General features: G+C 32.8%; 22 protein-coding genes. 10 read left to right on the plus strand and 12 right to left on the minus strand.

The window, feature by feature from the left end:
* Window positions 1-92: 92 nt before the first annotated feature.
* Window positions 93-3,134: a protein translocase subunit SecDF gene (secDF, locus tag NNL09_RS13160; RefSeq protein ID WP_196909522.1), complete on the plus strand. Its 3,042-nt coding sequence runs from the start codon at window positions 93-95 to the stop codon at window positions 3,132-3,134.
* A 116-nt stretch (window positions 3,135-3,250) separates the two neighbouring features.
* Here the strand turns inward: secDF and NNL09_RS13165 are convergent, their stop codons facing one another.
* The 9 genes from NNL09_RS13165 to NNL09_RS13205 all read right to left on the minus strand — a co-directional run bounded on the left by NNL09_RS13165 (window position 3,251) and on the right by NNL09_RS13205 (window position 9,067).
* The gene (locus tag NNL09_RS13165; protein ID WP_025666591.1) at window positions 3,251-3,748 is read right to left on the minus strand and encodes a DUF192 domain-containing protein; all 498 of its coding nucleotides are present in this window, start codon (window positions 3,746-3,748) and stop codon (window positions 3,251-3,253) included.
* Window positions 3,749-3,897: 149 nt separating this feature from the next.
* Window positions 3,898-5,253, minus strand: coding sequence for a cell envelope integrity protein CreD (gene creD, locus NNL09_RS13170; protein ID WP_025666592.1), 1,356 nt, complete (start codon window positions 5,251-5,253; stop codon window positions 3,898-3,900).
* A 30-nt stretch (window positions 5,254-5,283) separates the two neighbouring features.
* The gene (locus NNL09_RS13175; protein ID WP_196909523.1) at window positions 5,284-5,931 is read right to left on the minus strand and encodes a DUF1361 domain-containing protein; all 648 of its coding nucleotides are present in this window, start codon (window positions 5,929-5,931) and stop codon (window positions 5,284-5,286) included.
* Between the two features lie 12 nt (window positions 5,932-5,943).
* Entirely contained in the window at window positions 5,944-6,228 is a 285-nt protein-coding gene (locus NNL09_RS13180) for a hypothetical protein (RefSeq protein ID WP_025666594.1), read from the minus strand.
* Window positions 6,229-6,238: 10 nt separating this feature from the next.
* Complete coding sequence (locus NNL09_RS13185; protein ID WP_025666595.1) at window positions 6,239-6,550, minus strand: hypothetical protein; 312 nt, start codon at window positions 6,548-6,550, stop codon at window positions 6,239-6,241.
* Complete coding sequence (locus NNL09_RS13190) at window positions 6,547-7,008, minus strand: Coq4 family protein (RefSeq protein WP_025666596.1); 462 nt, start codon at window positions 7,006-7,008, stop codon at window positions 6,547-6,549. The genes NNL09_RS13185 and NNL09_RS13190 overlap by 4 nt, the downstream gene beginning before the upstream one ends.
* A 54-nt stretch (window positions 7,009-7,062) precedes the next feature.
* Entirely contained in the window at window positions 7,063-7,356 is a 294-nt protein-coding gene (locus tag NNL09_RS13195; protein ID WP_025666597.1) for a transcriptional regulator, read from the minus strand.
* A gap of 112 nt (window positions 7,357-7,468) precedes the next feature.
* Entirely contained in the window at window positions 7,469-8,092 is a 624-nt protein-coding gene (locus NNL09_RS13200) for a hypothetical protein (protein ID WP_034242779.1), read from the minus strand.
* Between the two features lie 321 nt (window positions 8,093-8,413).
* Complete coding sequence (locus tag NNL09_RS13205) at window positions 8,414-9,067, minus strand: hypothetical protein (protein ID WP_196909524.1); 654 nt, start codon at window positions 9,065-9,067, stop codon at window positions 8,414-8,416.
* Window positions 9,068-9,416: 349 nt separating this feature from the next.
* Between NNL09_RS13205 and NNL09_RS13210 the strand changes: the two genes are divergently transcribed.
* Entirely contained in the window at window positions 9,417-9,779 is a 363-nt protein-coding gene (locus NNL09_RS13210; protein WP_025666600.1) for a DUF1801 domain-containing protein, read from the plus strand.
* Here the strand turns inward: NNL09_RS13210 and kdsA are convergent.
* Complete coding sequence (gene kdsA, locus NNL09_RS13215) at window positions 9,766-10,584, minus strand: 3-deoxy-8-phosphooctulonate synthase (protein WP_025666601.1); 819 nt, start codon at window positions 10,582-10,584, stop codon at window positions 9,766-9,768. The genes NNL09_RS13210 and kdsA overlap by 14 nt on opposite strands.
* A 119-nt stretch (window positions 10,585-10,703) precedes the next feature.
* Between kdsA and NNL09_RS13220 the strand changes: the two genes are divergently transcribed.
* The 3 genes from NNL09_RS13220 (at window position 10,704) to NNL09_RS13230 (ending at window position 13,942) form a co-directional block, all read left to right on the plus strand.
* Complete coding sequence (locus NNL09_RS13220) at window positions 10,704-11,255, plus strand: hypothetical protein (RefSeq protein WP_196909525.1); 552 nt, start codon at window positions 10,704-10,706, stop codon at window positions 11,253-11,255.
* Window positions 11,256-11,390: 135 nt separating this feature from the next.
* The gene (gene typA, locus NNL09_RS13225) at window positions 11,391-13,190 is read left to right on the plus strand and encodes a translational GTPase TypA (RefSeq protein WP_025666603.1); all 1,800 of its coding nucleotides are present in this window, start codon (window positions 11,391-11,393) and stop codon (window positions 13,188-13,190) included.
* A 410-nt stretch (window positions 13,191-13,600) separates the two neighbouring features.
* Window positions 13,601-13,942 carry a tRNA-binding protein gene (locus NNL09_RS13230; protein WP_025666604.1) on the plus strand — a complete coding sequence of 114 codons (342 nt, stop codon included), beginning with the start codon at window positions 13,601-13,603 and terminating at the stop codon, window positions 13,940-13,942.
* A gap of 96 nt (window positions 13,943-14,038) precedes the next feature.
* Here NNL09_RS13230 and NNL09_RS13235 read toward each other — a convergent pair whose 3' ends face one another.
* Both NNL09_RS13235 and NNL09_RS13240 read right to left on the minus strand, forming a co-directional pair.
* Window positions 14,039-14,722: a cell division ATP-binding protein FtsE gene (locus NNL09_RS13235; protein WP_106793629.1), complete on the minus strand. Its 684-nt coding sequence runs from the start codon at window positions 14,720-14,722 to the stop codon at window positions 14,039-14,041.
* Window positions 14,723-14,945: 223 nt separating this feature from the next.
* Entirely contained in the window at window positions 14,946-15,782 is an 837-nt protein-coding gene (locus NNL09_RS13240; protein WP_196909526.1) for a M57 family metalloprotease, read from the minus strand.
* 542 nt (window positions 15,783-16,324) lie between these two features.
* Between NNL09_RS13240 and NNL09_RS13245 the strand changes: the two genes are divergently transcribed.
* The 5 genes from NNL09_RS13245 (at window position 16,325) to NNL09_RS13265 (ending at window position 24,629) form a co-directional block, all read left to right on the plus strand.
* On the plus strand, window positions 16,325-19,342 hold the full coding sequence (locus NNL09_RS13245) for a tetratricopeptide repeat protein (protein WP_196909527.1): 3,018 nt from the start codon (window positions 16,325-16,327) through the stop codon (window positions 19,340-19,342).
* A gap of 29 nt (window positions 19,343-19,371) precedes the next feature.
* On the plus strand, window positions 19,372-21,150 hold the full coding sequence (locus tag NNL09_RS13250) for a TonB-dependent receptor (RefSeq protein WP_196909528.1): 1,779 nt from the start codon (window positions 19,372-19,374) through the stop codon (window positions 21,148-21,150).
* A 182-nt stretch (window positions 21,151-21,332) separates the two neighbouring features.
* Entirely contained in the window at window positions 21,333-22,145 is an 813-nt protein-coding gene (locus tag NNL09_RS13255) for a M23 family metallopeptidase (protein ID WP_025666609.1), read from the plus strand.
* Between the two features lie 172 nt (window positions 22,146-22,317).
* Window positions 22,318-22,674: a hypothetical protein gene (locus tag NNL09_RS13260; protein ID WP_196909529.1), complete on the plus strand. Its 357-nt coding sequence runs from the start codon at window positions 22,318-22,320 to the stop codon at window positions 22,672-22,674.
* Between the two features lie 161 nt (window positions 22,675-22,835).
* Window positions 22,836-24,629, plus strand: a complete 1,794-nt coding sequence (locus NNL09_RS13265) for a DUF885 family protein (RefSeq protein ID WP_196909530.1) — start codon at window positions 22,836-22,838, stop codon at window positions 24,627-24,629.
* Window positions 24,630-24,732 lie beyond the last annotated feature (103 nt).

Here is a 24,732-nt window from a genome sequence, read left to right on the forward strand (position 1 = left end):
CACATAGTATTAAATAATAAAAATAATTGTCAAATCTGAAGAGGAATATTGTAAGTACTCTTGTTAGCAGGTTTGACCAAAATAAATAGATAATGCAAAATAAAGGACTTGTTAGGGTATTTGCTATTTTATTTGGCTTGGTATGTATTTACCAATTGTCATATACGTACATGGCCTACACAAAAGAGGCAGAAGCTGAAATTTATGCACAGCAAAAGTATCCCGAAAGCGTAAAAGATTACTCAAAATTAAGGGAGACAGCAGAGCGTAATTATTTAGATTCTATTGGTAAAGAAGAAATTTTTGCCGGTATTACTTATAATGATGCAAAGGATAAAGAACTTAATAAAGGGCTTGACCTTAAAGGAGGAATTAATGTTATTCTACAAATTTCTGTAAAAGACATTTTAAGTGGACTTGCAAATAATTCTAAAGACCCTTCGTTTAATCAGGCTTTGCTTGCTACTGATGAGGTACAGAAGAATAGCCAAAATAATTATATTGATGATTTCTTTACCGAGTTTGAAAAAATTCCGGATGCAAAATTGGCATCACCAGATATTTTTGCAAACAAAAACTTAAGTGATGATATCACTTATGATATGACTAATGAGCAAGTTAAACCTGTTCTAAAACGTAAGATTGATGAGTCTGTAGTATCAGCATTCGAAGTATTGCGTAAGCGTATCGATAAGTTTGGGGTTACACAGCCTAACATCCAGCGTTTAGGTGAATCTGGTCGTATTTTGGTAGAGCTTCCAGGTGCTAAAGATATCGAGAGGGTAAAAAGCTTGGTAACAAGTACAGCTCAATTAGAATTTTGGGATGTATATAAGATGGAAGAAGTTTTTAATCATCTTATTGCTGCTAATAATTTGATTAAAGAAGAGCTTGAAGGTGTAGATGAAATAAAAGAAAAAGTTGCTGAAACCAGTGAGACTGTGGTAGATTCTACTCAGGTAGATACGGCAAAAGTTGATTCTACAACAACTGATGCTGATGCAGCGATCGAAAACTTATTGGAAGATGCAGAAGATTCTACTGATATTGAAGCACAGGTAAACCCATTGTTTGACCTTATTGTAGGACAAGGAAGACAAGGAGGACCAGTAGTGGCTACCGTAGAGAAGAAGAATGCAGATCAGTTTATGGCATACCTTAATGATCCTAAAGTAAAAGCTTTATTGCCGGTAGAGCAACGTTTTATGAAATTTGCATGGGGAAAACCAGAAAAAGATTCTGAGTTTTTAGATTTATATGCTATAAAAGGAAATAGAGATAATGAGCCAGAATTAAGTGGTGGTGTTATTACAGATGCAAGACAAGAGTATAGCCAATTAGGTAAAGTAACAGTTACCATGCAAATGGATGGTAAAGGAGCTAAAAAATGGGAAGAAATGACTGGCCGTGCTTTTAATCAAAGTAGCCAGATAGCAGTTGTATTAGATGATATAGTATATTCTGCTCCAGGTGTTACAACAGGAGCGATTAGTGGAGGTAGAAGTGAGATTACCGGAGACTTTTCTATAGAAGAAGGTCAGGATTTGGCAAATGTATTAAGAGCAGGTAAATTACCGGCTTCTGCAGATATTATACAGAGTGAGGTAGTAGGACCGTCTTTAGGTCAAGAAGCTATTGATAGTGGTATTATGTCTTTTGCAATAGCATTAGTGTTAATTCTAATCTGGATGGTATTTTACTATGGTAAAGCTGGACTTTTTGCAGATGTGGCTTTGGTGGTTAATATCTTATTCATTTTTGGAGTATTAGCAGGATTAAAAGCGGTATTAACACTTCCTGGTATTGCAGGTATCGTATTAACGATTGGTATGTCGGTGGATGCAAACGTGTTAATATTTGAACGAATTAGAGAAGAGTTGGTAAAGGGTAAGTCTCAGGTAGATGCTATTAAAGATGGATTTAGTAATGCATTATCGTCAATACTTGATGCGAATATAACTACTGGTCTTACAGGTCTTATTTTATTAGTTATTGGTACTGGACCAATTAAAGGGTTTGCGACTACCTTATTAATAGGTATTTTAACTTCTCTATTTACAGCTATTTTTGTAACCAGATTATTTATCGATGGTTACGGTAAAAATGGTAAAGAATTAGCTTTTTCTACAGGAGCAACCAAGAACTTATTTAAGAATGTTAATATTAATTTCTTAAAGAAACGTAAAGTTGCTTATATCATTTCTGGTATTATTATCGTTGCAGGTATTGGTTCATTATTCACCAATGGTTTGGATCAAGGTGTAGATTTTGTAGGAGGAAGAACATATACTGTTCGTTTTGCAAAAGATGTTGTTCCTACTGTTGTAGAGAAAGATCTTGTTGCAGCATTTGAAAGTGCACAGGCAAAAACTTATGGAACCAATAATCAATTAAAAATTACAACAAAGTATAAAGTTGATGAAACAGGTGAAGAAGTAGATGCAGAAATTTCAAACAAATTATTTACAGCTTTAAAGCCTTATTTAACAGATGGGTTGACTTATGATCAGTTTGCTAATGGTGGAGATGATAAGCAAGTAGGTATTATGCATTCTATGAAGGTAGGGCCAACAATTGCAGATGATATTAAACAAGCAGCATTCTGGTCGGTACTTGCATCTCTTATAGTTGTCTTCTTATATATTTTACTACGATTTAGAAGATGGCAATTTAGTTTAGGTGCTGTAGCGGCGGTATTCCATGATGTATTAATAGTACTAGGGATATTCTCGTTAACCTATAAGTTTATGCCATTTAATATGGAAATTGATCAAGCGTTCATTGCGGCTATACTTACTGTAATTGGATACTCGTTAAATGATACCGTGGTTGTATTTGATAGAATTAGGGAATTCTTCAACGAGCATACTGGAAGACCATTGGATAAAAACGTTAATGGAGCTTTAAATAGTACGTTAAGTCGTACTTTAAATACATCTTTAACCACATTATTGGTACTGATCGCGATCTTTATATTCGCTGTGCCTTTAAGAGGGTTTATGTTCTCGTTAATTATTGGTGTGATTATAGGTACCTATTCGTCTCTATTTATTGCAACTCCGGTAATGTATGATACCGTACGTAAAGTTGGTTTAAAGACTAAAGAAAAAGTAACCGAAGAGAAGAAAAAATAATCTTTTTCTAAGTTATAATTACAAAAAATCCTTTCTAAGCGATTAGAAAGGATTTTTTGTATTTTCTATTATTTTTTCAAGACCTCACAGGTTTTTAAAACCTGTGAGGTCTTATTTTACATTTTAGTAAAAGAAATAGAATCACCGGCTTTAAGATTCCAGGTATCTGTAAGTTTAGCATTTACTTCTAACACATATTGCGCTGGTCCTTCAGATGGTAATGAAGATTCATTAAGAGGTTGTGCATTTTTTTGGATACTTACTACCTTGTTTTTTGCATCTATAAAGATGATGTCCAAAGGAAATTTTGTGTTTTTCATATAAAACGAATGCGGAGCTTCTTCAGAAAATATAAATAACATACCTTGATCGTTCTGCATAGATTTACGATACATTAAGCCTGTTTCTCTTTCGTAATCAGAGTCGGCAATTTCGATATCTAGTTTGGTTATTGGATTAGGGATTGAATCCTTTAGGTCAAACAAAGAAAGCTCACCTTCCTTGGTAAATGTAATCTCCTTAGTTAGGTTCTTATCATTTTTAGAATCTGTTTTACAAGAAAACATACTTAGTGTTGCACATGCAAAAATTGAAATATAAATGCTTTTTTTCATCAGTTTATTTTTAGCAGAACTAAAAGTAGATAAAAAAGCCGCACTTCAAAAATATGAAGCACGACTTTTATCAACTAACTAACCAGCATCTTTTATTATAAATTGGCCATTATTAATTATGAGTTAATTAGTAATGGCTAATATTGTTTTTACTCATTTTTCCAATCAATTTTTCGGGATATCATCATTATGGTTCCCAGGATTAGGAATAACCCTATGCTTCCTACTAATAATGCATAGTTTTCTAATTGGATGATTACAAATATGAATGCATATAAAGCTGCTAAAGAAGCAGCTATGAATCCCATAAATTTGTAGCTTTTAAGTATTGCTTTAGAATACATAGAAATTAGTAAAACTACTGCACTACCCGCTATAGCATATGCTTGTAAAAAACTTGAATGTTCTGATATAGAAATCAATAATGTATAAAACATGGTTAATGCTAATCCAATCATTAAATATTGAAAAGGATGAATATGAATTTTACTTATTGCCTGGATTAAGAAGAATACCAGAAAAGTAAGTGCAATCACCAGATATCCATATTTGGCAGCACGTTCACTTTTTTGATACTCATCTACCGGGATCAGTAATTTTACACCAAAAGCAGAAGCATTAATATGTGGCAGTTCTCCAAAAAATTCTTGCTCAAACTCTCTGTTGATTTGTAATACTTTCCAATTGGCTTTAAAACCTTGATCAGAGATTTGTTTGGTTTTGGTATCAGGTAGATAATTACCATTAAAACTTGGTGAGGCCCAATTTGATGTCATAGATACATTGGTTTCACGACCTACAGGTATAAATCGTAACTGTTCACTTCCATTAATCAAGAGATCCAGGCTAAAATCAACTGTACTTTCTTTGGGTAAAGAACTATCTTTTAGAAATTTGGTTTCCAGAGTATTTGTGTATGAGTTTTGTGCATATCGAGAGCGCAAAGGATATTGATCTGTTCCTAGTTTTAGTTCCAGGTTACTTCGTATACCCTTTAGGTTTGTTGAGTTCACTTGCACAGTAGCTTTGTTCCATAAGATATCTGCTTCTGCGATATCCTGTGTTTCGAAGTTTGGAGTAGTAAAAGAGCCTGTTATTTTCATATCAGCAGTATATACTACAGACTCATAGATACTTCTTCCCAGAGTTTCGGATTCGATATTGGCTTTTATATCTAATGTGTTAGGAAAGAAAAAAGCATGTTTTATAGTAATAATATCTTCTTCGTTATAGGATTTTGTTTTATCATCCCAGGTTTTTTTTAAAGTATGCACCTGATACGGGATTTTGAGAATCGGACCATATAATAATACTTCATTTCCCCATTTTTGATTGATCTCCTTAACAACTTCTTCTTGTCTATAGGAGCGTTCTCGTATTAAATCTTTAATGTAAGATAAAGGGATTAATAATACTAAAATTAGTATTCCGACCATTAGCATTCGAACGGTAATTGAAGTCTTTAACCATTGACCAAAGGACTTTTTTTGTTTTTGGGTTTCCATAGATATAATATTTATAGTGATTGTATTTTTTTAATTATTTTTTTCTTGATAATGTTGGATCATTCGATATGTGATGATTAGAAAACCGCCAAAACCTATCGTAAACGCCCAGGTGTTAATATGTTGAGTGGGAAATAGAACTCTTTTTAAGATATCTGATAAAATCCCTGATGGATTTTGAAGTATATCCCAACTGTTCCATCTTAATACTCTTCCCAGGTATATTCCAAAACCACACAATAACAGAATGCTATAAGAGATGAGGTTTGTAATTTTTTTAGAAAATTTTTCAAGAAGTAGTGTCTGCATCATCCATAAAGAAGCAAAACCGATAATTAAACCATTGATGGCAAAGGATAGAATAAGTAAAACATCAAACCAAACTGACTGTAAGTTACTTAATCTGATGTGTTGTAAATCTGTTAAGATATATGGAGAATTAGGTAAAAATAAGAGCCATATCACAAAACCTAACCAGAAAATGAGCTGATTTGTTTTGCGTATGCTTAGTAGTATTGTAATGCCATAAGGAATGCATGCTAAAAAGAGGTTCCAGACCAGAAATAGATAAAAAGAAGATTCTGTTTTTAAAATTCTGATTGCCAGTAATAATAAGCTAAATGTTACTGAAAACGTAAACAGTTTTATGAAAGGCAATTGTTTTTCTATAATATTCATAATAATTAGTATTTATACGATTTGGATATAGATAAGTGTAATAGGAATGTTAAGTAGAAAGAGCAGTATTGTGATTAGATTCTCTTTGGTGTCTTTTGAAAAGAAAAGCGCATTAATAATTAGAAATGCCAGAAAAATTGCATTAACAAGGAAAGCAATTCTAACATAATTAATTCCTATGTGCAATAGTGCACTCCATTTAAAACATATGTAAAGAAGCAATAGAGAGGTTCCGATAAGAAAACTAACTAAGGCTAAAATGATTGCAATTTTATTAATAGGATGCGCTATTTTCATAATGATGAGATTAAAAATATTTTAAGAAAGGGTTGTTGATTACGATAATGATATACCCAATAGTAATTGGGATATTGAGAACGACCAGTATGATCGTTGTTAAATTCTCTTTATAGTACTGGTGGTTGATGATAGCATTAGTTATGATCCCTACAAAGACGATTGCATTAAGAACTGATGCTATGATCACATAAAAAAAACCTATGTCTAATACGATATTAGATTGAGAAATTAAAAAGAACAGTAATAGTAAAGTTCCCAAAAGAAAGCTTATGGTTGCTACGATAAGTGCATTTTTGTTAATAGGTTGTATGATTTTCATAATGATGAGATTAAAAATGTGGTTTTCAGGGTTTGCACAGATTGATGTAAAAGCTTTTTGTAATCCAGTTGGTAAAAAGGATAAGCGGTTTTCCCTTTTTGATATGCTTTTTTAAAAAGTTTGATCTTGTCTGGATAGAATAGGGTGCCTAGTACTATGACAGAGATTAGGTATATTGTACGTTTACCATTTCCTAAAAGATAATACTGCATAGCCACTTCTTCGGAAACAGAGATGCCAATATTGGTTAATACATGAAAAACATCATGATTTTCTAATTTGGGTTGCGAGCTAAAATCATGTTGTAGCAAAAAGCAACCTAAATGAAACCCAAGACTTCCTTTGGGATATGTAATAAGTGTTTTTACTGAGATATCCCAGGATGGTTGTTTTTTAAACCATTTTTGATATGGCTTTTTACTTAACTCATAAATTGTTTCTAATATAAACGCTCTCATTATTTATTTTAAAAGTACTTTGTTTTTCAAAGTAAAAATGATAAAAAAATATAGCTACTGTTTTAATAATTTTTCAATAGCTTCTACGTGTTTTTTAAAAGCTTCTCGGCCTTTTTTGGTAACACTGTACCTTGTATTGGGTTTTCTGCCTATAAATGATTTTTCTACTATAATATATTCTTCTTTTTCCAAAGCTTTAGTATGACTGGCTAAGTTACCATCGGTAGCTCCCAGAAGCTCTTTTAGCGTTTTAAAATCGGCATATTCGTTAACAATCAATATCGACATAATTCCTAATCGAATTCGATGGTCAAAAGCTTTGTTTATATTGTTAATTATATTTTTCATTCCGGATTCCCTAAAAAAAAGGAATTTTTTCAAATTTTGTACTCAGTTTAACCTGATTGAATTGCATTTCCGTATAAATCAAAAACTAATTTATAGGGTAAGGATTGCTACTTTATGGTTTAGATTTCGAATTTGAAGTCTCATTAAAGTATATCAGGCTTCCGTATATAATATGCATTACACCAAATCCCAGCACCCAAAACCAGAAGCCATATCCAGGATAAATTGCACAGATCAAACCTAATACAATTTCTATATATCCCAAATATTTTACATTACCAATAGTGTATTTTGAAGCATTTACCAGAGCGAGACCATAAAAAATAAGCATTAATGAACCGGTAAGACCATAATGATCGCTGGATATTTTTATAATGATATAAATACCACCAGTAACTAATGGAATCAAAAAAGCGGTAAGTAATCGTTTGGAAGCACTATTCCATAAGGTTTCGTTATTTTTTTTCGCTTTTGTAATACTTAATATAATGGCTGTAATAATACTTAGAAAAGCAACTAGGACCAGGTCTAGAAGGATATAATTAAATATTTTACCATCTAGAATAAGGTAGTTTCTTCCACTAATACTAACCAGGTAATACGCAACAGCAGCACCGATTAAGGCATAGATACCAGCCATTATTCCTGATAAACCGCTAAGGGAGAAAAAACGAGATGATTTGTTCATCATATCTTTAATCTCGGTAATGTCTTTTAAGTATTCTTCTGTGCTCATATTAAAAAGTACTTTGAAATACAAAGTAAAATCAAAATATTGAATTTTGCAAATTTTGGTATGTTTTTATTATTTTCTTAATCGTTTTGATGCTCCAGTTATTGATATACCGTTTTATATATGAATTACTGTGTGTTGAAAGTTTTTCGTGAATTAATAGTAACTAAAATTAGATTTTATAATGAGAAAGTTTTGACCTGTTTGCAAAAGGAGAGAGATATATCCGTAAATTTTACATAAAACTTACGGATATATAATTTACTTTAATCTAAATCTATTTATTATATAGTTTGTAATTAAATTATCTTGATTTATGGTAGATCATGGACAATGTGGGTTACATGGAGGTTCAACTGGAGGTTTTCGTCCTTTAATTAACTTTGTAGACCATTTACCACATCCGTCATTTAAGTTATAAATTGTACATAGCAAACCTTGAGAAGCAAAAAGATCTTTTTCTTTTTGAGTAGCTAATCTTAGTGTACATGTCCATTTTCCATCTCTGAATACTACAGTTAATTTATTGTTAGGATCAGAAGGGTTTTTTGTGTAACTCTCCAAAGGAGCCCAAGTTACGGGATGACGTGTTGTTACTCCCACATTCTTACCGACTTTGGTAGCAATCATCCAGATGCAATTATTGTCTGCGCAACCATATCCGCCTCTTACTATTCTAGGAGTTAAACCGTAACTAATCACTTTTGCATTTTCAAGGGGCTCTTCCAAATCTCTAGGGGGTCTTCTGTCAGGACAATCATCACTAAAGGTGTAGCCTATGAGTTCATACCCCGTAAGTACAGGTTCATTATAACATATAGTCCTTGTTTCGCATGCAGATGAACTTTTTTGCATAGCCGATTTAAAATCTATACTTTCTGTAGTATCAATTTCTTCGGTAATTTCATCTTTTTGGCAGGATGCTATTACCAATAGTAGTGCCAGTAAAAGATAAAATAGAATTTTTGTTTGTTTCATAATTAATTAGTTTTAAGATTATAAAATGATTGTGTAATCATGATTCAAATTTTTGATTTTTATCAAAAAGGAATTGTTTTTTAATATTCTTGTCGACTAGAATAACCGCCAAAACAAATCACTATTTCTACACATAATACTATATCAATATTTTAATTTTAGATATAAAAATGTGTAATCAAAAAAGGTGAAAATCATTTTATAAATTTAAACTTTGGTGGAGTGTTTACGAAAGGAATCTTCGCGTAAAAACACAACTAACATGGCTAATCAATTGTTTTTTGCGGTTTATCCACCGATTGTTGTAAAGGAAAATAAAGCCGCCTTTGATTTTTAGTATTTTTGAGTTATGAATCCAGCAGAAGAATATATTTTAAGACAATTAGAGCCTTTTAAATCTATAGTACTTCATCTACAGGTAGTGATTGAAACGACATTACCAGAAGTAGAGTTGTTGTTTAAATGGAGAGTTCCTTTTTATTATATAGGTAAAAGCCCGATCTGTTACTTTAATGTAACTAAAGGATATGTAGACGTGGGATTTTGGAGTGCACAGTATTTTACCAAACACCAGGAGAAACTAGAGTCTGATAAAAGAAAATATGTAAAATCTCTTCGATACCAAAGTATAGATGATATCGATGATCAAGTACTTATCGAAGTTCTTGAACAAGCATATACTTTTAGAAATGAAAAATTTATAACTGATTAACGGTTTGCCTAATAGCAACCAGATTGCTCAATAGTTTTTCGAGATGATCAAGATGTAACATGTTTGCACCATCACTTTTGGCATTTGCAGGATCGAAGTGTGTTTCCATAAATAAACCATCTACGCCAGTTACTATTCCTGCACGTGCAATAGTTTCGATCATATCAGGTCTTCCTCCAGTTACACCACTAGATTGATTAGGTTGCTGTAACGAATGTGTTACATCGAGTACCGTAGTGCCGTACTGTTTCATTGTAGGAATCCCTCTGAAATCAACAATCATATCCTGGTAACCAAACATAGTTCCACGATCGGTGATCATTGCATTTTCATTACCGCTATCTTTTACTTTTTTTACAGCATGTTGCATAGCTTCGGGACTCATAAATTGTCCTTTTTTTAAGTTAACCGTTTTTCCTGTTCTTGCAGCAGCAACCACAAGATCAGTTTGGCGCACCAAAAAAGCCGGGATTTGTAAAATATCTACATATTCGGCTGCAAGTGCTGCATCCTCATTTTCATGAATATCAGTAACAGTTGGGATTTCAAAAGTATCTCCAACTTTACGTAGGATCTTTAATGCTTTTTCATTACCAATTCCCGTAAAACTATCAATACGACTACGGTTAGCTTTTTTAAATGATCCTTTAAAAACATAAGGAATTTTGAGCTTAGAAGTAATAGTAACTACTTTTTCTGCAATACGTAATGCCATCTCTTCTCCTTCAATAGCACAGGGTCCGGCCAGGAGAAAAAAGTTGTTTGAATCAAGGTTCTTAAGGTTTGGAATATTTTCTAATTGCATGATAGCTTATTTTATGGCGCAAAGATATGAGTTTTGTTAATGTATAAGCGATTTAACCATCAACTTTTGGTATAAAGTTTGATTCATAGATTTTTTCTTTATCAATTAAGCTTTTATACATGAAAAAAATATTTCTCACTATTTTGATATTGGGTGTTTTTAGTAGTAATGCTCAGACTAGTGCTAATCATGCGCAAGGAACACAAAATATGTTTACTGCAAATATAATAATGCCAGGACTACGATACGAAGTAGGGTTAACTTCTAAAACTTCATTGAGTGTTGGAGTTGGCACAGGATTCGCTTGGGTGTATAGCGACGCCAATGGCTCTGAATATGGGGTTTTCCCTAATTTTGAAGGCGCATATCGTTATTATTATAATTTTAAAAGAAGAAAACAAAAGGGAAAAAGAATAGCCAATAACTCTGGAAATTATCTTGCTTTATCATCCTATCTAAGCATTGGAGATCCTTTGATTGGTGATTTAGAAACAAGGTCGGATTATAATGGGGTAGTTGGTCCTGTATGGGGAATACAGAGAACTTGTGAATCAAAACTTAACTGGAATTTGGAACTAGGAGTTGGTTATGGATTTAATGATAAGGAGACTTACATATCACCAATTGCCAGTTTTTCAATAGGATGGACATTCGGAAAAGATACTAATTAATAGACAATGAGTTGGTTATAGTGTTTTTTTTTGTTTTTTTTGAATACATATATACCTATTTATTAATAATTAAAATTTTCGTATACAACCTGTCAAAATATCTCGTACCTTTGCACCCTTAAAAATGAGGCGTTTATGACAGCTATAAAAAATATTGCGATAATTGCTCACGTAGATCACGGTAAGACTACGTTGGTAGATAAGATTATGTACCATTGTCAATTATTTCGTGAAAATGAAAACACAGGTGATTTAATTTTGGATAATAATGACCTGGAGCGCGAAAGAGGGATTACAATTACTTCGAAAAACGTTTCGGTTACTTATAAAGGAACCAAAATTAATATTATAGATACTCCTGGTCACGCCGATTTTGGAGGAGAGGTAGAGCGCGTATTGAATATGGCAGATGGAGTACTACTTTTGGTAGATGCTTTTGAAGGGCCTATGCCACAAACTCGTTTTGTACTGCAAAAAGCAATTGACCTTGGATTAAAACCTTGTGTTGTGGTTAATAAGGTAGATAAAGAAAACTGTACACCAGACGAAGTACATGAAAAAGTATTTGACCTGATGTTCGAACTTGGTGCAGAAGAATGGCAACTCGATTTCCCTACGGTATATGGTTCTGCCAAGAATAATTGGATGAGCGAAGACTGGAAGAATGAAACAGATAATATCGAACCTCTGCTTGATATGGTAATTGAGCATATTCCTTCTCCGAAAATTGAAGAAGGTACTCCTCAAATGTTGATCACATCATTAGATTTTTCATCTTTTACAGGACGTATCGCTATTGGACGTTTACAAAGAGGAACTCTGACAGAAGGTATGCAGGTTTCTTTGGTGAAACGAGATGGGACGATAAAAAAATCAAAAATAAAAGAGCTTCACACTTTTGAAGGCCTGGGAAGAATGAAGGTAGAAAAAGTAGAGGCAGGAGATATTTGTGCTCTGGTAGGACTCGAAGGCTTTGAAATAGGCGATACTGTAGCAGATATAGAAAATCCTGAAGGATTAAAAACTATTGCTATCGACGAGCCTACGATGAGTATGTTGTTTACAATTAATGACTCACCTTTCTTTGGAAAAGATGGAAAATTTGTAACATCCAGACATATTAAAGAAAGATTAGCAAAAGAATTAGAGAAAAATTTAGCACTTAGAGTTAATGATACAGATAGTGCAGATAAGTTTTTGGTATTCGGACGAGGTGTACTGCATTTATCAGTATTGATTGAGACTATGCGTCGTGAAGGATATGAATTACAGATAGGACAACCACAAGTAATCATTAAAGAAATAGATGGTACTAAATGTGAACCAATCGAAGAATTAACTATTGATTTGCCTGAGCATGTATCAGGAAAAGCTGTAGAAATGGTAACTATGCGTAAAGGAGAAATGCTTAGTATGGAAGCCAAAGGAGATCGTATGGTATGTGAATTTATGATACCATCCAGAGGAATTATTGGTTTACGTAATCAATTATTAACAGCAACCGCAGGTGAAGCAATTATGGCGCACCGTTTTAAAGAATATCAACCACTTAAAGGAGATATTCCTGGACGTATTAATGGTTCATTAGTTTCTATGGAAAAAGGTTCTGCAATACCATATTCTATTGATAAACTACAAGATAGAGGAAAATTCTTTGTAGACCCAGGAGAAGATATTTATGAAGGACAGGTGATTGGAGAAAATTCTAGAGGTGATGATATGACTGTTAATATCACCAAAACAAAGAAATTATCAAATGTACGTTCTTCTGGAGCAGATGATAAGGCTAAGATTGTACCTGCAATCAAGTTTTCATTAGAAGAAGCTTTAGAATATATCCAAAAAGATGAATACGTAGAAGTTACTCCTAACTTTTTGAGATTACGTAAAATTTACTTAACCGAAGTTGAACGTAAACGAAATAAAATCGTTTAAACTCTTTTAAGTTATACATATAGAAGTAAAAAACCGTGAGGATTTCTCACGGTTTTTTATTACAGTAGATTTAAACTATAATTGATATTAAAAATAAAATCCCGAGTTAACTCGGGATTTATCGTCGATATTTTGGGGTATGCATTGGGGTATTTGGGGCTAATTCTATATTTTGGGGCGAATTATCGTATACAATATTTTACTTGTGTGGTACAAATGTAAGAATAATTCCCGTAACTAAGCTTGTAAAAAACAACAAATTATCGGTAAAATACAATTAACAACGATAAAATACGCAAAAAACATTGTTTTAATACGGTTTTTACTGCTCTTTTGAAAGATCGATACTTAAAGTGTTATTTTTTAAAAGAACTTCAATACTTTTAAGAAATAATTTGAAGTAAAAAATAATGGATCGAGATTTAGAATGGAAAGAATTTATGAATGTAGATATGCGAGTGGGCACTATAATACATGTAGAAATCTTTAAAGAAGCACGAAATCCAGCCTATAAAATGATTGTTGATTTTGGCGAATTGGGAGAGCGAAAAACCTCTGCGCAGATCACGCAACTCTACCAACAACCCCAAGAACTTATAGGAAAACAAGTTATAGCGGTGGTCAATTTTCCACCAAAACAAATTGCTAATATGATGAGTGAATGCTTGGTTTTGGGAGCTGTAGGAGAAGATAAAGAAGTAACTTTGTTAACTCCTGACTTAGCTGTTAAAAATGGATTGCGAATAGGTTAGTCTCTGTAATATGTTACATACATTATTGTATATGAAGGGTGAGTAATAGAATTACGAAAAGCTTAGATTCTAAATTTATTAAAGACCAATATATCTTTATCCTTTTCTCTGTACCACTTCAAATACTTTATTTCCATCACATTTTAATGTTTTAGAAGGATATTTAAGCAATAAAGCATAATCATGAGTTGCCATAAGTATAGTATTACCATTTTTATTGATATCCCGTAGAACTTCCATAACTTCGACAGATGTTTGCGGGTCTAGGTTTCCGGTAGGCTCATCGGCTAATATTAGCTCAGGATCATTAAGTAATGCTCTGGCAATAGCAATACGTTGTTGTTCTCCTCCTGATAATTGATAAGGGTATTTAAAATCTTTGGTTTTCATACCTACTTTATCCAATACATCATCAATTTTACTGTCCATACCTTTTTCATCTGTCCACCCTGTGGCTTTAAGGACAAATAAAAGATTACCTTTTACAGTTCTGTCATTAAGCAATTTAAAATCCTGAAATACAATACCTAATTTTCTACGTAAAAATGGGATTTGATTTTCTTGTAAGGTAGGTAGATCAAAATCAACTATACTCCCTTCACCTTCTAACAAAGGAAGATCCCCGTATAACGTTTTCATGAAACTACTTTTTCCTGTACCGGTTTTACCAATAAGATATACGAAATCCCCCTTATTTACTTCAACATTGACATCAGAAAGAATTAAACTTTCGCGTTGATAAATTGAAGCATTTTTGAGGTTTAATACCGTATTAGACATAGTTTATGGTTCTGAATTAATATACTTTGGTAAAAGTAAAAAGTTTTCTGTTAAAAAAAATCAGGTATGGAAAAAATTTAAATGAGTTTATTTACTCTAAACAAATAACAGAGTTTCATCATAAATAGTATGTGGTTTTTATGTGTAATATTAAAGAAAATAGCCAAGATCAAAGATCCTGGCTATTTTTAGTATGAAAAATCATACTGGCCTAATGAATTGGTTAATATAGGTATCTAAGAGCGGTTCTATCTTGACCACTAAAGTTTGAAAATAAGGCTTGTCCTGTTTCATATCCACAGGCTACCATTATAGATTGATTATTATCACCTGTATTGTCTGTGCCAGGAATATGAATGGCACCGACTGTATCTGGGCCCTCATCTGTAATTGGTGAACCAAATCTAACACAAGAACGTCTAGTTCTATAATCAGAGTGACGTAAACCGATTGCATGCCCCATTTCATGCATCATTACTGCTGCAATAAGATCTTGATCAAGTCCACGTTGAAGTTCGATAGTTCGTCCAGGATTACCATTCCTAGGAAATTGTGCAATATTTCGATTAGTAAGTCTTACCACGATATGAGGATTAGGAACTCCTACCGTAAATTTAATGTTTAACCCTAATGCATTATATCGCTGTATAGCAATAACCACTCCGTCTTTATAAGCTTGGGGGAGGCCAGATATGTCTATTCGATAGGTTCTGTTTGATGTTACTAAATTTGTAGTACGAAATAGTTTTTGCCCATTTTCGGGATTAACATCAAGACTTGGCATTTCAAAAAGATCTTTTTTAGAGATAAAAATATCACCAATAAGCCAACCTTCTCGGGATAATCCATTTGCATCGGTACTTGTGTACTCTTCTGCATAATTTGCATTTACTCCTAAGCTAAATAATTTTTCTTTCACCTCTTTAGAGAGTTGCGATGTTGGGATTTCTTGCGAAGTTTCGTTAGATAATTCTTCTTTCTGACAAGAAATCAGTGCGGTAATCATGAAAACACTTAAAAAAGTATTTCTAATAAATCTAAAATTTGGTTTTGTTTTCATATTGAATTTGTGTTAAGTTATTAAAAAATTTAAATCTAATGTATTGGTTTTTAATTGTTCGTGTTGTGATTTGTGTCCCGTTGGGGCATTGATCACAAATTAGGTTTAACTTTTTTTAAAGAATCTTCTTTTTTTTTGTAAATCGCTGTTATGTAGTGATTTGTGTTTTTTATTTGCAAATGTTACTTAACGAAAAACAAAAAAACATTGGTGTAGATAAGGTAATGCCATCGAAGAAAAAATATCATTTAACATCATCTGTTAATGAAAACATAAATTTATGTCAATTAGCTTTTTTGATGCATAAAAGTATGTGTTAGTCGGTATGAAATAAATGGAAAAACAAATCAAGTTGCGACTGTTATCTATAATAAATTGACCTAAAAAAAGTACGAGGGATTCATAAAGTATTCACAATTCTAAATTTACTATGTAATTATATCTAAAATATTTCGTTATTAAAATGAAGATTAGGGTATCTTTAACACAAAATTTATTCACGGGAAACGATATTTACTTTTTAGATTGTAATACTTACTTAAATGAACAAATACATCACCTCGATGCTTTTTGTGATTGTTCTGTCTACATATATGTCTGCACAGCAATCCGCAATTTACACCAATGAATTAGTACTGTATAATCAGGCTCTCGAATTGTATAATAACAAACAATTTCTGGCCGCTCAAAACCTATTTGATAAGGTTAAAGATGCCTCTACAGATGAAAATATTGATGCTGATTGTACTTATTATATTGCAAATTGTGCAGTATGGTTAAATCAAAAAGGAGCAGATCAACTTTTAGAAGATTTTGTAGTACAATACCCTACAAGTATTAAACGTAATGCAGCATACCTTGATGCAGCGACTTACTATTTTGATAATGGTAAGTATGCCTATGCACGTAAATGGTATGATAAAGTTGATGAAGGTAATTTAGGCAGGGCAGAAAAGGAGAAATATAATTTTAATAATGGGTATGCCTATTTCAAAATTCAACGATTTAACGAAGCGAAGAAATTTTTAAATCGCGTAGAAGATTCTCCAGAATATAGTGCTAAAGCAAAATACTATCTGGGTTTTATTGCTTACGAAGGAGATAATTATAAAGAAGCTGATAAATTGTTTGACGAAGTAAAGGATCTGGATCAATACAATAAGAATTTATCGTATTTCCAGAGTGATATGAATTTCAAATCAGGAAATTTCGAAGAAGCAATTAATGAAGGATTGGTACAATTGCCTAAATCGAAACGTTCAGAAAGATCAGAGTTAAATAAAATTATAGGAGAGAGTTATTTTAACCTTGGTCAGTATGATAAAGCAATTCCATATCTTAAAGAGTATAAAGGACGAAAAGGCAAATGGAACAATACAGACTATTATTTATTGGGCTATGCTTATTATAAACAAGGAGCATATCAGAATGCAATTTCAGAATTTAATAAAATTGTAGATGGGCGTAATGCTACTGCCCAAAACGCATATTATCACCTAGCAGAATCTTATCTTAAAACAGATCAAAAACAGCAAGCACTAAATGCTTTTAAAAATGCTTCAGAAATGGATTTTGAAGCTAAAATCAAAGAAGATGCTACGTATAATTATGCAAAATTGAGCTATGAAATAGGAAACTCTTTCGAGAGTGCTCCAAAAGTTTTGCTATCCTATTTAGATCAATATCCTAACACAGAATTTGAAGAAGAGATCAAAGAACTACTGATCAGTTCGTATATCACATCAAAGAATTATAAGGAAGCGATGGATCTGCTCGAAGGAAGTAGAAACTTTGCAGATAAAGAAGTGTATCAAAAAGTAGCTTTTTACCGTGGGATAGAATTGTATTCTGAAAATGATTATCAAGAAGCAATAGTCTATTTTGATAAATCTCTAAAAGAACAAGTAGATCCTGCATTTACCGCTAAAGCAATATATTGGAAAGCCGAAAGTGATTACTTACTAAACAATTTTGATGATGCTTTAATTGGATTTAAACAATTTCAAGGCAGTACAGGAGCGTCATCGACTAGTGAGTATGAACATATAGATTATAATTTGGGGTATACTTATTTTAAGCTGAAACAATATCCCCAGGCGGCTCAATATTTTGAAACGTTCTCTAAAAGTAACCAAGCCGATGAAGCAAGACAAACAGATACCTATCTAAGATTAGGAGATAGCCATTTTATTTCTAGTAAATACTGGCCGGCAATGGAAGCCTATAACCTGGCAATTAAAAAGAATGGACCAGATTCTGATTATGCACATTATCAAAAAGCAATTAGTTATGGCTTTGTAAATAAGCATAATAAAAAAATCCAAGACCTAGAAATGTTCTTAAAAATGTACCCCAGATCCACATATCGGGATGATGCTATGTTTGCTCTTGGCGATGTGTATGTTTCTGAAAATAAAACACAGCGAGGTATCGAAGCTTATGATCGTCTAATTAGAGATGTACCCAGAAGTTCATATGTACCAAAAGCATTATTAAAACAAGGGCTAATTTATTATAACGGAAATCAGGGAGACAGAGCTTTATCAAAATTTAAAAAAGTAGTTGCAGAATATCCAGGTACCGATGAAGCAATCCAGGCTGTGAATACAGCAAGATTGATCTACGTAGATTTAGGAAGAACAAATGAATATGCTAGCTGGGTAAAAGGATTAAGCTTTGTAGATGTTAGCGATGCTGATCTGGATAATACGGCTTTTGAAGCCGCAGAAAAACAATTCTTAGAAAATAATGATAAAGGTGCAATCAGTGGTTTTGAGAAATACCTTAATGAATTTCCTAATGGTTTACACGCTCTTAAGAGCCACTTTCACCTGGCACAGTTGTATTTCAAAAAAGGAAATAAAGATGCAACAATTCCACATTACGAATTTGTGCTGCAACAAGACCGGACAGAGTTTACAGAGCAAGCATTGGCAAGACTCTCACAAGTGTATCTGGAGAATCGAAAGTATGAAAAAGCAATTCCTGTGCTAGAACGTTTAGAAAGTGATGCCGATTATCCGCAAAATATCATTTTTGCACAATCTAATTTAATGAAGTCTTATTATCAATTGTTGAATTATCAAAAAACTATCGAATATGCAGATAAAGTTTTAGCGAATCCAAAAATTCAAAATGATGTAAAAAGTGATGCTAAGATTTTTACTGCTCGTGCAGCATTTAAGACTGTAGACATGCAACGTGCAAAAAGAGCATATGCCGAAGTGCAAAAAATAGCAACAGGAGAATTGGCTGCCGAAGCATTATACTATAATGCGTATTTTAAAAACCTAGATGGTAATTACAAGGTTTCTAATGAAACCATTCAAAAATTATCTAAAGATTTCCCTGGATATAGATTATATGGTTCTAAAGGATTAGTACTTATGGCTAAAAACTTTTACGGACTTAAAGATGCTTATCAAGCCACATATATTTTGGAAAGCGTAATTAAAAATTTCACAGATTTTCCCGAGGTAATTGATGAAGCGCAAACCGAACTCAGAAAAATCAAAGCCGAAGAGGCAAAAACAAATTCATCCATCCAAACCGAACAGTAATAATCAGTTAGTAAAACGAGTTGTATTGTATGTTTACATATTTTAAGAAATTGAATAGACCTCACAGGTCTTCAAGACCTTTGAGGTCTAGAGTGTTACTTTTTGTGCCAATTTTTATAATTGGGATAAAGGGCGTTGCCCAGGAAAAAGAAAATGAAACTCTGGATACAGAACGTGTGGTTATTGTAAAAGCATACACACCAACAATTAGTGATGCATTTAAAGTAAAATCTACTCCCGTTCTTAATGATTCTGTGACACAGCAGAAAAAGCAAATACGATATAGTATTTTTTCTGTTCCTGTGGCGTCTACATATACACCTGCAAAAGGAAGGGCTGCTAATATCGATAGACCAAAACCTATAGATATCTATGATAACTATGCTACATTGGGATTTGGGAATTTTACATCGGTTCTCGCAGAGTTTTATAGTAATTTTCAGCTTAATAGATCAGATAATATTGGATTGTATTTGCACCATAATTCATCACAGGGAGGTATAGAAGAAGTGCAATTAGATGATAAATTTTATAATACCTTTTTAGATCTTAATTATACATCTCGTACAAGAGATTATACATATGGGATAGAAGTAGGAGCAGAGCATCAATTATACAATTGGTATGGATTACCAGATATTCCTTCATTAACACAAGAACAGATTAATGCGATTGATCCACAACAGAGTTATTTTGGGGCAAAACTAGGAGGAAAACTTCAATTTGATGACCTGTATTTTAAGAAAGCTGTATTAAACTATAGATATTTTGGTGATGCTTTAAGTTCTGTAGAACACCATGTGATAGCAAAACCTACTTTTGAGTTCGAAATAGGAGATAACCTAATCACAACTAATTTTATCGCAGATTATTTAAAAGGAAGTTTCGATCGTGATCTTGCGTTCCAAACCCCTAATGAATATGGTGTTTTAAATGTTGGGGTCAACCCAAGTCTTGTAATATTAAGAGATAATCTTACTGTAAATCTTGGTGCAGCAGTATATTATAGTATTGATACAGAAAATAGTGATAATGATTTCTTTATTTATCCCAAAGTAACCGCTTCCTATAGATTATTAGAAGAAGCTGTAATTGCCTATGGTGGACTTGAAGGTGATTTACAACAAAATACATATCGGGATGCTGTACAAAAAAATCCTTTTGTATCTCCTACTTTGATTATAGAACCTACAAACATGTTGTATGATGCGTATATAGGATTAAAAGGAAAAATATCTGATGTAGTGAGCTATAACTTTAGAGGAAGTTATATTTCAGAAGATGAGAAACCTTTATTTGTTAATAATGTTAGCGCAACATTACAACGAGAAGGGTTTGACTATGGAAACTCATTCTCGTATCGCTATGACGATGTTAATACCTTAATAGGATATGGAGAGTTAAATTTTGAAATTAACAAAAAATTTAAATTAGGAGCCTCTGCAGAATATTTTAATTATAGCTCAGAAGACGAACAAGAAGCATGGAATCTCCCTGAACTAAAAGCTTCGGTACTTATGGATTACCAAATCAATAAAAAATGGTACGTAGGAGCACAGTTGTTTTATGTTGGCGAACGAAAAGATATTAATAATCAGGTAATTTCTTTACCTACAGTTCCAGAATCTATTGTAACTCTGGATTCTTATTTTGACGCTAATGTAAATTTAGGATATCGATTAAGTGACAAATTATCTTTCTTTATTAAAGGAAACAATCTGGCGGGAGAGAATTATGAGCGCTGGGTAAATTTCCCGGTTCAGGATATACAAGTTTTAGGAGGAGTTACGTATAAATTTAACTACTAAATTTAATCTCGAATTAGATAAATTTAAATTTTTTGGTACCTTATAGTAATAAAAATGTCAATTATTTATTTATATATTGAATATAATAACTTGATTTTTTTATCGATGATGTCTTGTTAATTGATTGATTAACATATTGCTATCGGTATAGTTTTTGTAGTTGTTTAGATAAAATAAAACTTATGAAAGGTACTTTACTTCTTATTTTTTGCCTGTTTTCAATAGGTATGTTTTCCCAGGATAACTTTAAACTCTATTATGAAGAAACAGAAAATGGGTTTAAGATTTTGGCAGATAATGACGAATATACTCCGGTGTCTGCAAAAATAGATTTCAGATTAGAAAACCTTACATCTACTAATGGGAGTAACAAAGTTTTTGTAGTACCAGCAAAAACAAAAAGACATACGATTACAGATCTAAAGGTAATTGATAGAAAAAAACGGATAAAATTAGGTTATGAATCTATCTATAATCATGGAAACCATAATCAAAAAAAATACGATACCGGTTTTAAATATTACTTGCCTTTTAAAAAAGGAGAAGAATATTGGCTATCCCAGGGATATAATGGAGCTACTTCTCACCAAAATGAAAATGCACTAGATTTTAAAATGCCTGTAGGAACTAAAATTTATGCAGCGCGGGACGGAGTAGTTGTAGATGTAGAAGAAAGTTTTAGTAAAAGTTGTACTTCTGCAGATTGTGCCAAGTATAATAATTTTATTCTCATTTATCATAGCGATGGTACATTTGCCGAATATACCCATATTAAAAAAAATGGAGCACAGGTAAACATTGGTGACCAGATAAAAATAGGCCAATTTATAGGATATAGTGGTGATGTAGGTTGGGCTACAGGGCCACATTTACACTTCATTGTATTTTTTCAAAGACTAAAAGAAAGAATTACCTTAAAAACAAAATTCCTGACCGGGAAAGGAAAACAAGCCATTGCACTTAAAGAAAAAGAAAAGTACCGTAGGGAGTATTAACGTATTTTTTAATAGATTCTAAATATATTATACCGGTAAATAGGGTATAAAACATCCCTGTTTTCAGTACCCTAATTTTCATCGTTTACCGTGTTTTGTACCTGCTTAAACGGCTATATCTTGCACAGTATTAAGAACAGTTTTATTATAACTTTTAATACCAGATATACAGATGAAAAAGATTAATATACATACATATATTGTTATATTTATTTTACTATATGTCCTAGCAGCAATATGTAGTTTAATTGGGTACGCTAACAATGAAGGAACACTCGTTTTGACTCCCACAACAGAGTTTTTACTAAAATTAGATTCGATAATTAACCTTCCTACAAATACTATAGGATATGCTACATTTGTTAATGGAATCTATGGTGTAGTAGGGGGATTAATCCTTAATGTATTGTTATACTCTCTTGTAGTAGAGCGTTTTGTTTTTTGCCTAATAGCCCTGAAAAGAAGTGTTTTAAAAGCAAAAATTGTAACTAAAAAAAGCAAACGTGCTATTTTACTGATAGAGAAGTAAGTATATCAAAAACTTACCAAAATCCAATACATCATTGACCTCGCAGGTTTCAAAAACTTGCGAGGTCACGTTTGTTTAGAGAAGTTACTACATTGTTAAGATGCATTTCTTTTCGTGCTAATTTTCCTATCTTCCATTCCTAAATCAAAATATACCATACCATGATCAAAAAGATGCTTTCTATAGCTTGTTTTGCTATGATTTTTACGGGCTGTAAAAATGAAGCTACTACTACCAAAGAACCTGTAGAAAAGGTAGATGTTAGTGCCAAATTTAATGAGATGCTAGATAATTATTATGAAGAAGGTCTACAACTCAATCCAGTACAAGCTACTTTTGCTGGTGATAATAGATTTAATGACCAATTTCCTAATCCTCTGGCAGAGGAAACAGTAAATAAAACCAAAGCTTATTTTAATAAGTATAAAGAGCAATTAGCGCAATTTGATGATGCTGCATTATCTGAAAGCGAAAAGATGACTAAGGCAATCCTCAATTGGGAATGCGATATGAATTTAGAAAGCTTTAATTATAAGCAAGACTATTTTCCTATTGATCAAATGTGGTCTATTAACCTTGTTGCCGGACAATTGGCTAGTGGTGCTAGTGCACAACCTTTTACGACTGTCGATGATTATCATAATTGGTTAAAACGTCTGGAAGGATATATAGATTGGATGACGTCTGCCGAAGCAAAAATGAAAGAAGGTATGGCAGCTGGGTATGTATTACCAAAATCATTAATCGTAAAAGTGCTTCCGCAATTAGAGGCATTAACAGTTGAAGACTTAGATCAACATCTTTTCTATACTCCAGCTAAGAATTTTCCAGAGGATTTTTCTGATGAAGATAAAAAACAATTAACAGAAGCCTATAGCAAAATGGTTTCCGAAAAAATTATTCCTACCTATAAAAGTCTTCATAAATTTATGAGTACGGATTATATGGAAGCAGGTAGAGCCAGTTCTGGAATCGAAGGGATTCCTGGCGGAAAGGAATTTTATCAATATCAAATCAAGTTGTACACAACAACAACTATGACAGCCGATGAGATTCATAAGCTGGGACTTTCTGAAGTTGCCAGAATCTCTTCTGAAATGGAAAAAATAAAAGAACAAGTAGGATTTAAAGGAGATCTAAAATCATTCTTTGATCATGTGCGTAGCAAAAAAGAATTGATGCCATTTACAGAACCACAACAAGTGATCGATAATTTTAATGCAATCCATGATCGCATGAAGCCACAGATTGAAAAACTGTTTGATGTAAAACCAAAAACACCATTTGAAGTACGTAGAACAGAAGCTTTTCGTGAGAACTCAGCTAGTGCCGAATATAATCCAGGATCATTAGATGGTACTCGCCCTGGGATTTTTTATACTCCAATTCCAGAAGTAACCAAGTATAATACTTATAGTGATGAGTCGTTGTTTTTACACGAAGCCATACCAGGGCATCATTATCAGATTTCGTTAACTCAAGAAAGTGGAGAATTGCCAAAATTTAGAAAAACATTGTGGTACAGTGGTTATGGAGAAGGTTGGGCATTATATAGTGAGTCTTTGGGTAAGGAACTAGGCTTATACACAGATCCATATCAGTATTTCGGAATGTTGGGAGCAGAGATGCATCGTGCTATTCGCCTTGTTGTAGATACAGGATTACATTCTAAGGGATGGACACGTGAGCAGGCAATTCAATATTCATTAGATAACGAGGCAGAATCAGAAGCAGGAATTACTTCAGAAATCGAACGGTATATGGCTAATCCTGGTCAGGCATTATCATATAAAATCGGACAGTTAAAAATAAGAGAGCTTCGTGCCAAAGCAGAGGCAGAACTGGGAGATAAGTTTAATATTCGCCAGTTTCATAATCAAGTGTTAGAAACCGGATGTGTACCATTGGCATTACTAGAAAATAAAATCAATACATGGATTGCCGGTAATAAGTAATTTTATAGGTACACTACTATAAATATTATGATAAACAATAAAACCTCTTTGATGTACTAAATCATTTTTTTAGTACATCAAAGAGGTTTTTTATATACTTTAA

Origin of the sequence: Aquimarina sp. EL_43 (assembly GCF_943422735.1) — a bacterium.
Lineage (GTDB): Bacteria > Bacteroidota > Bacteroidia > Flavobacteriales > Flavobacteriaceae > Aquimarina > Aquimarina megaterium.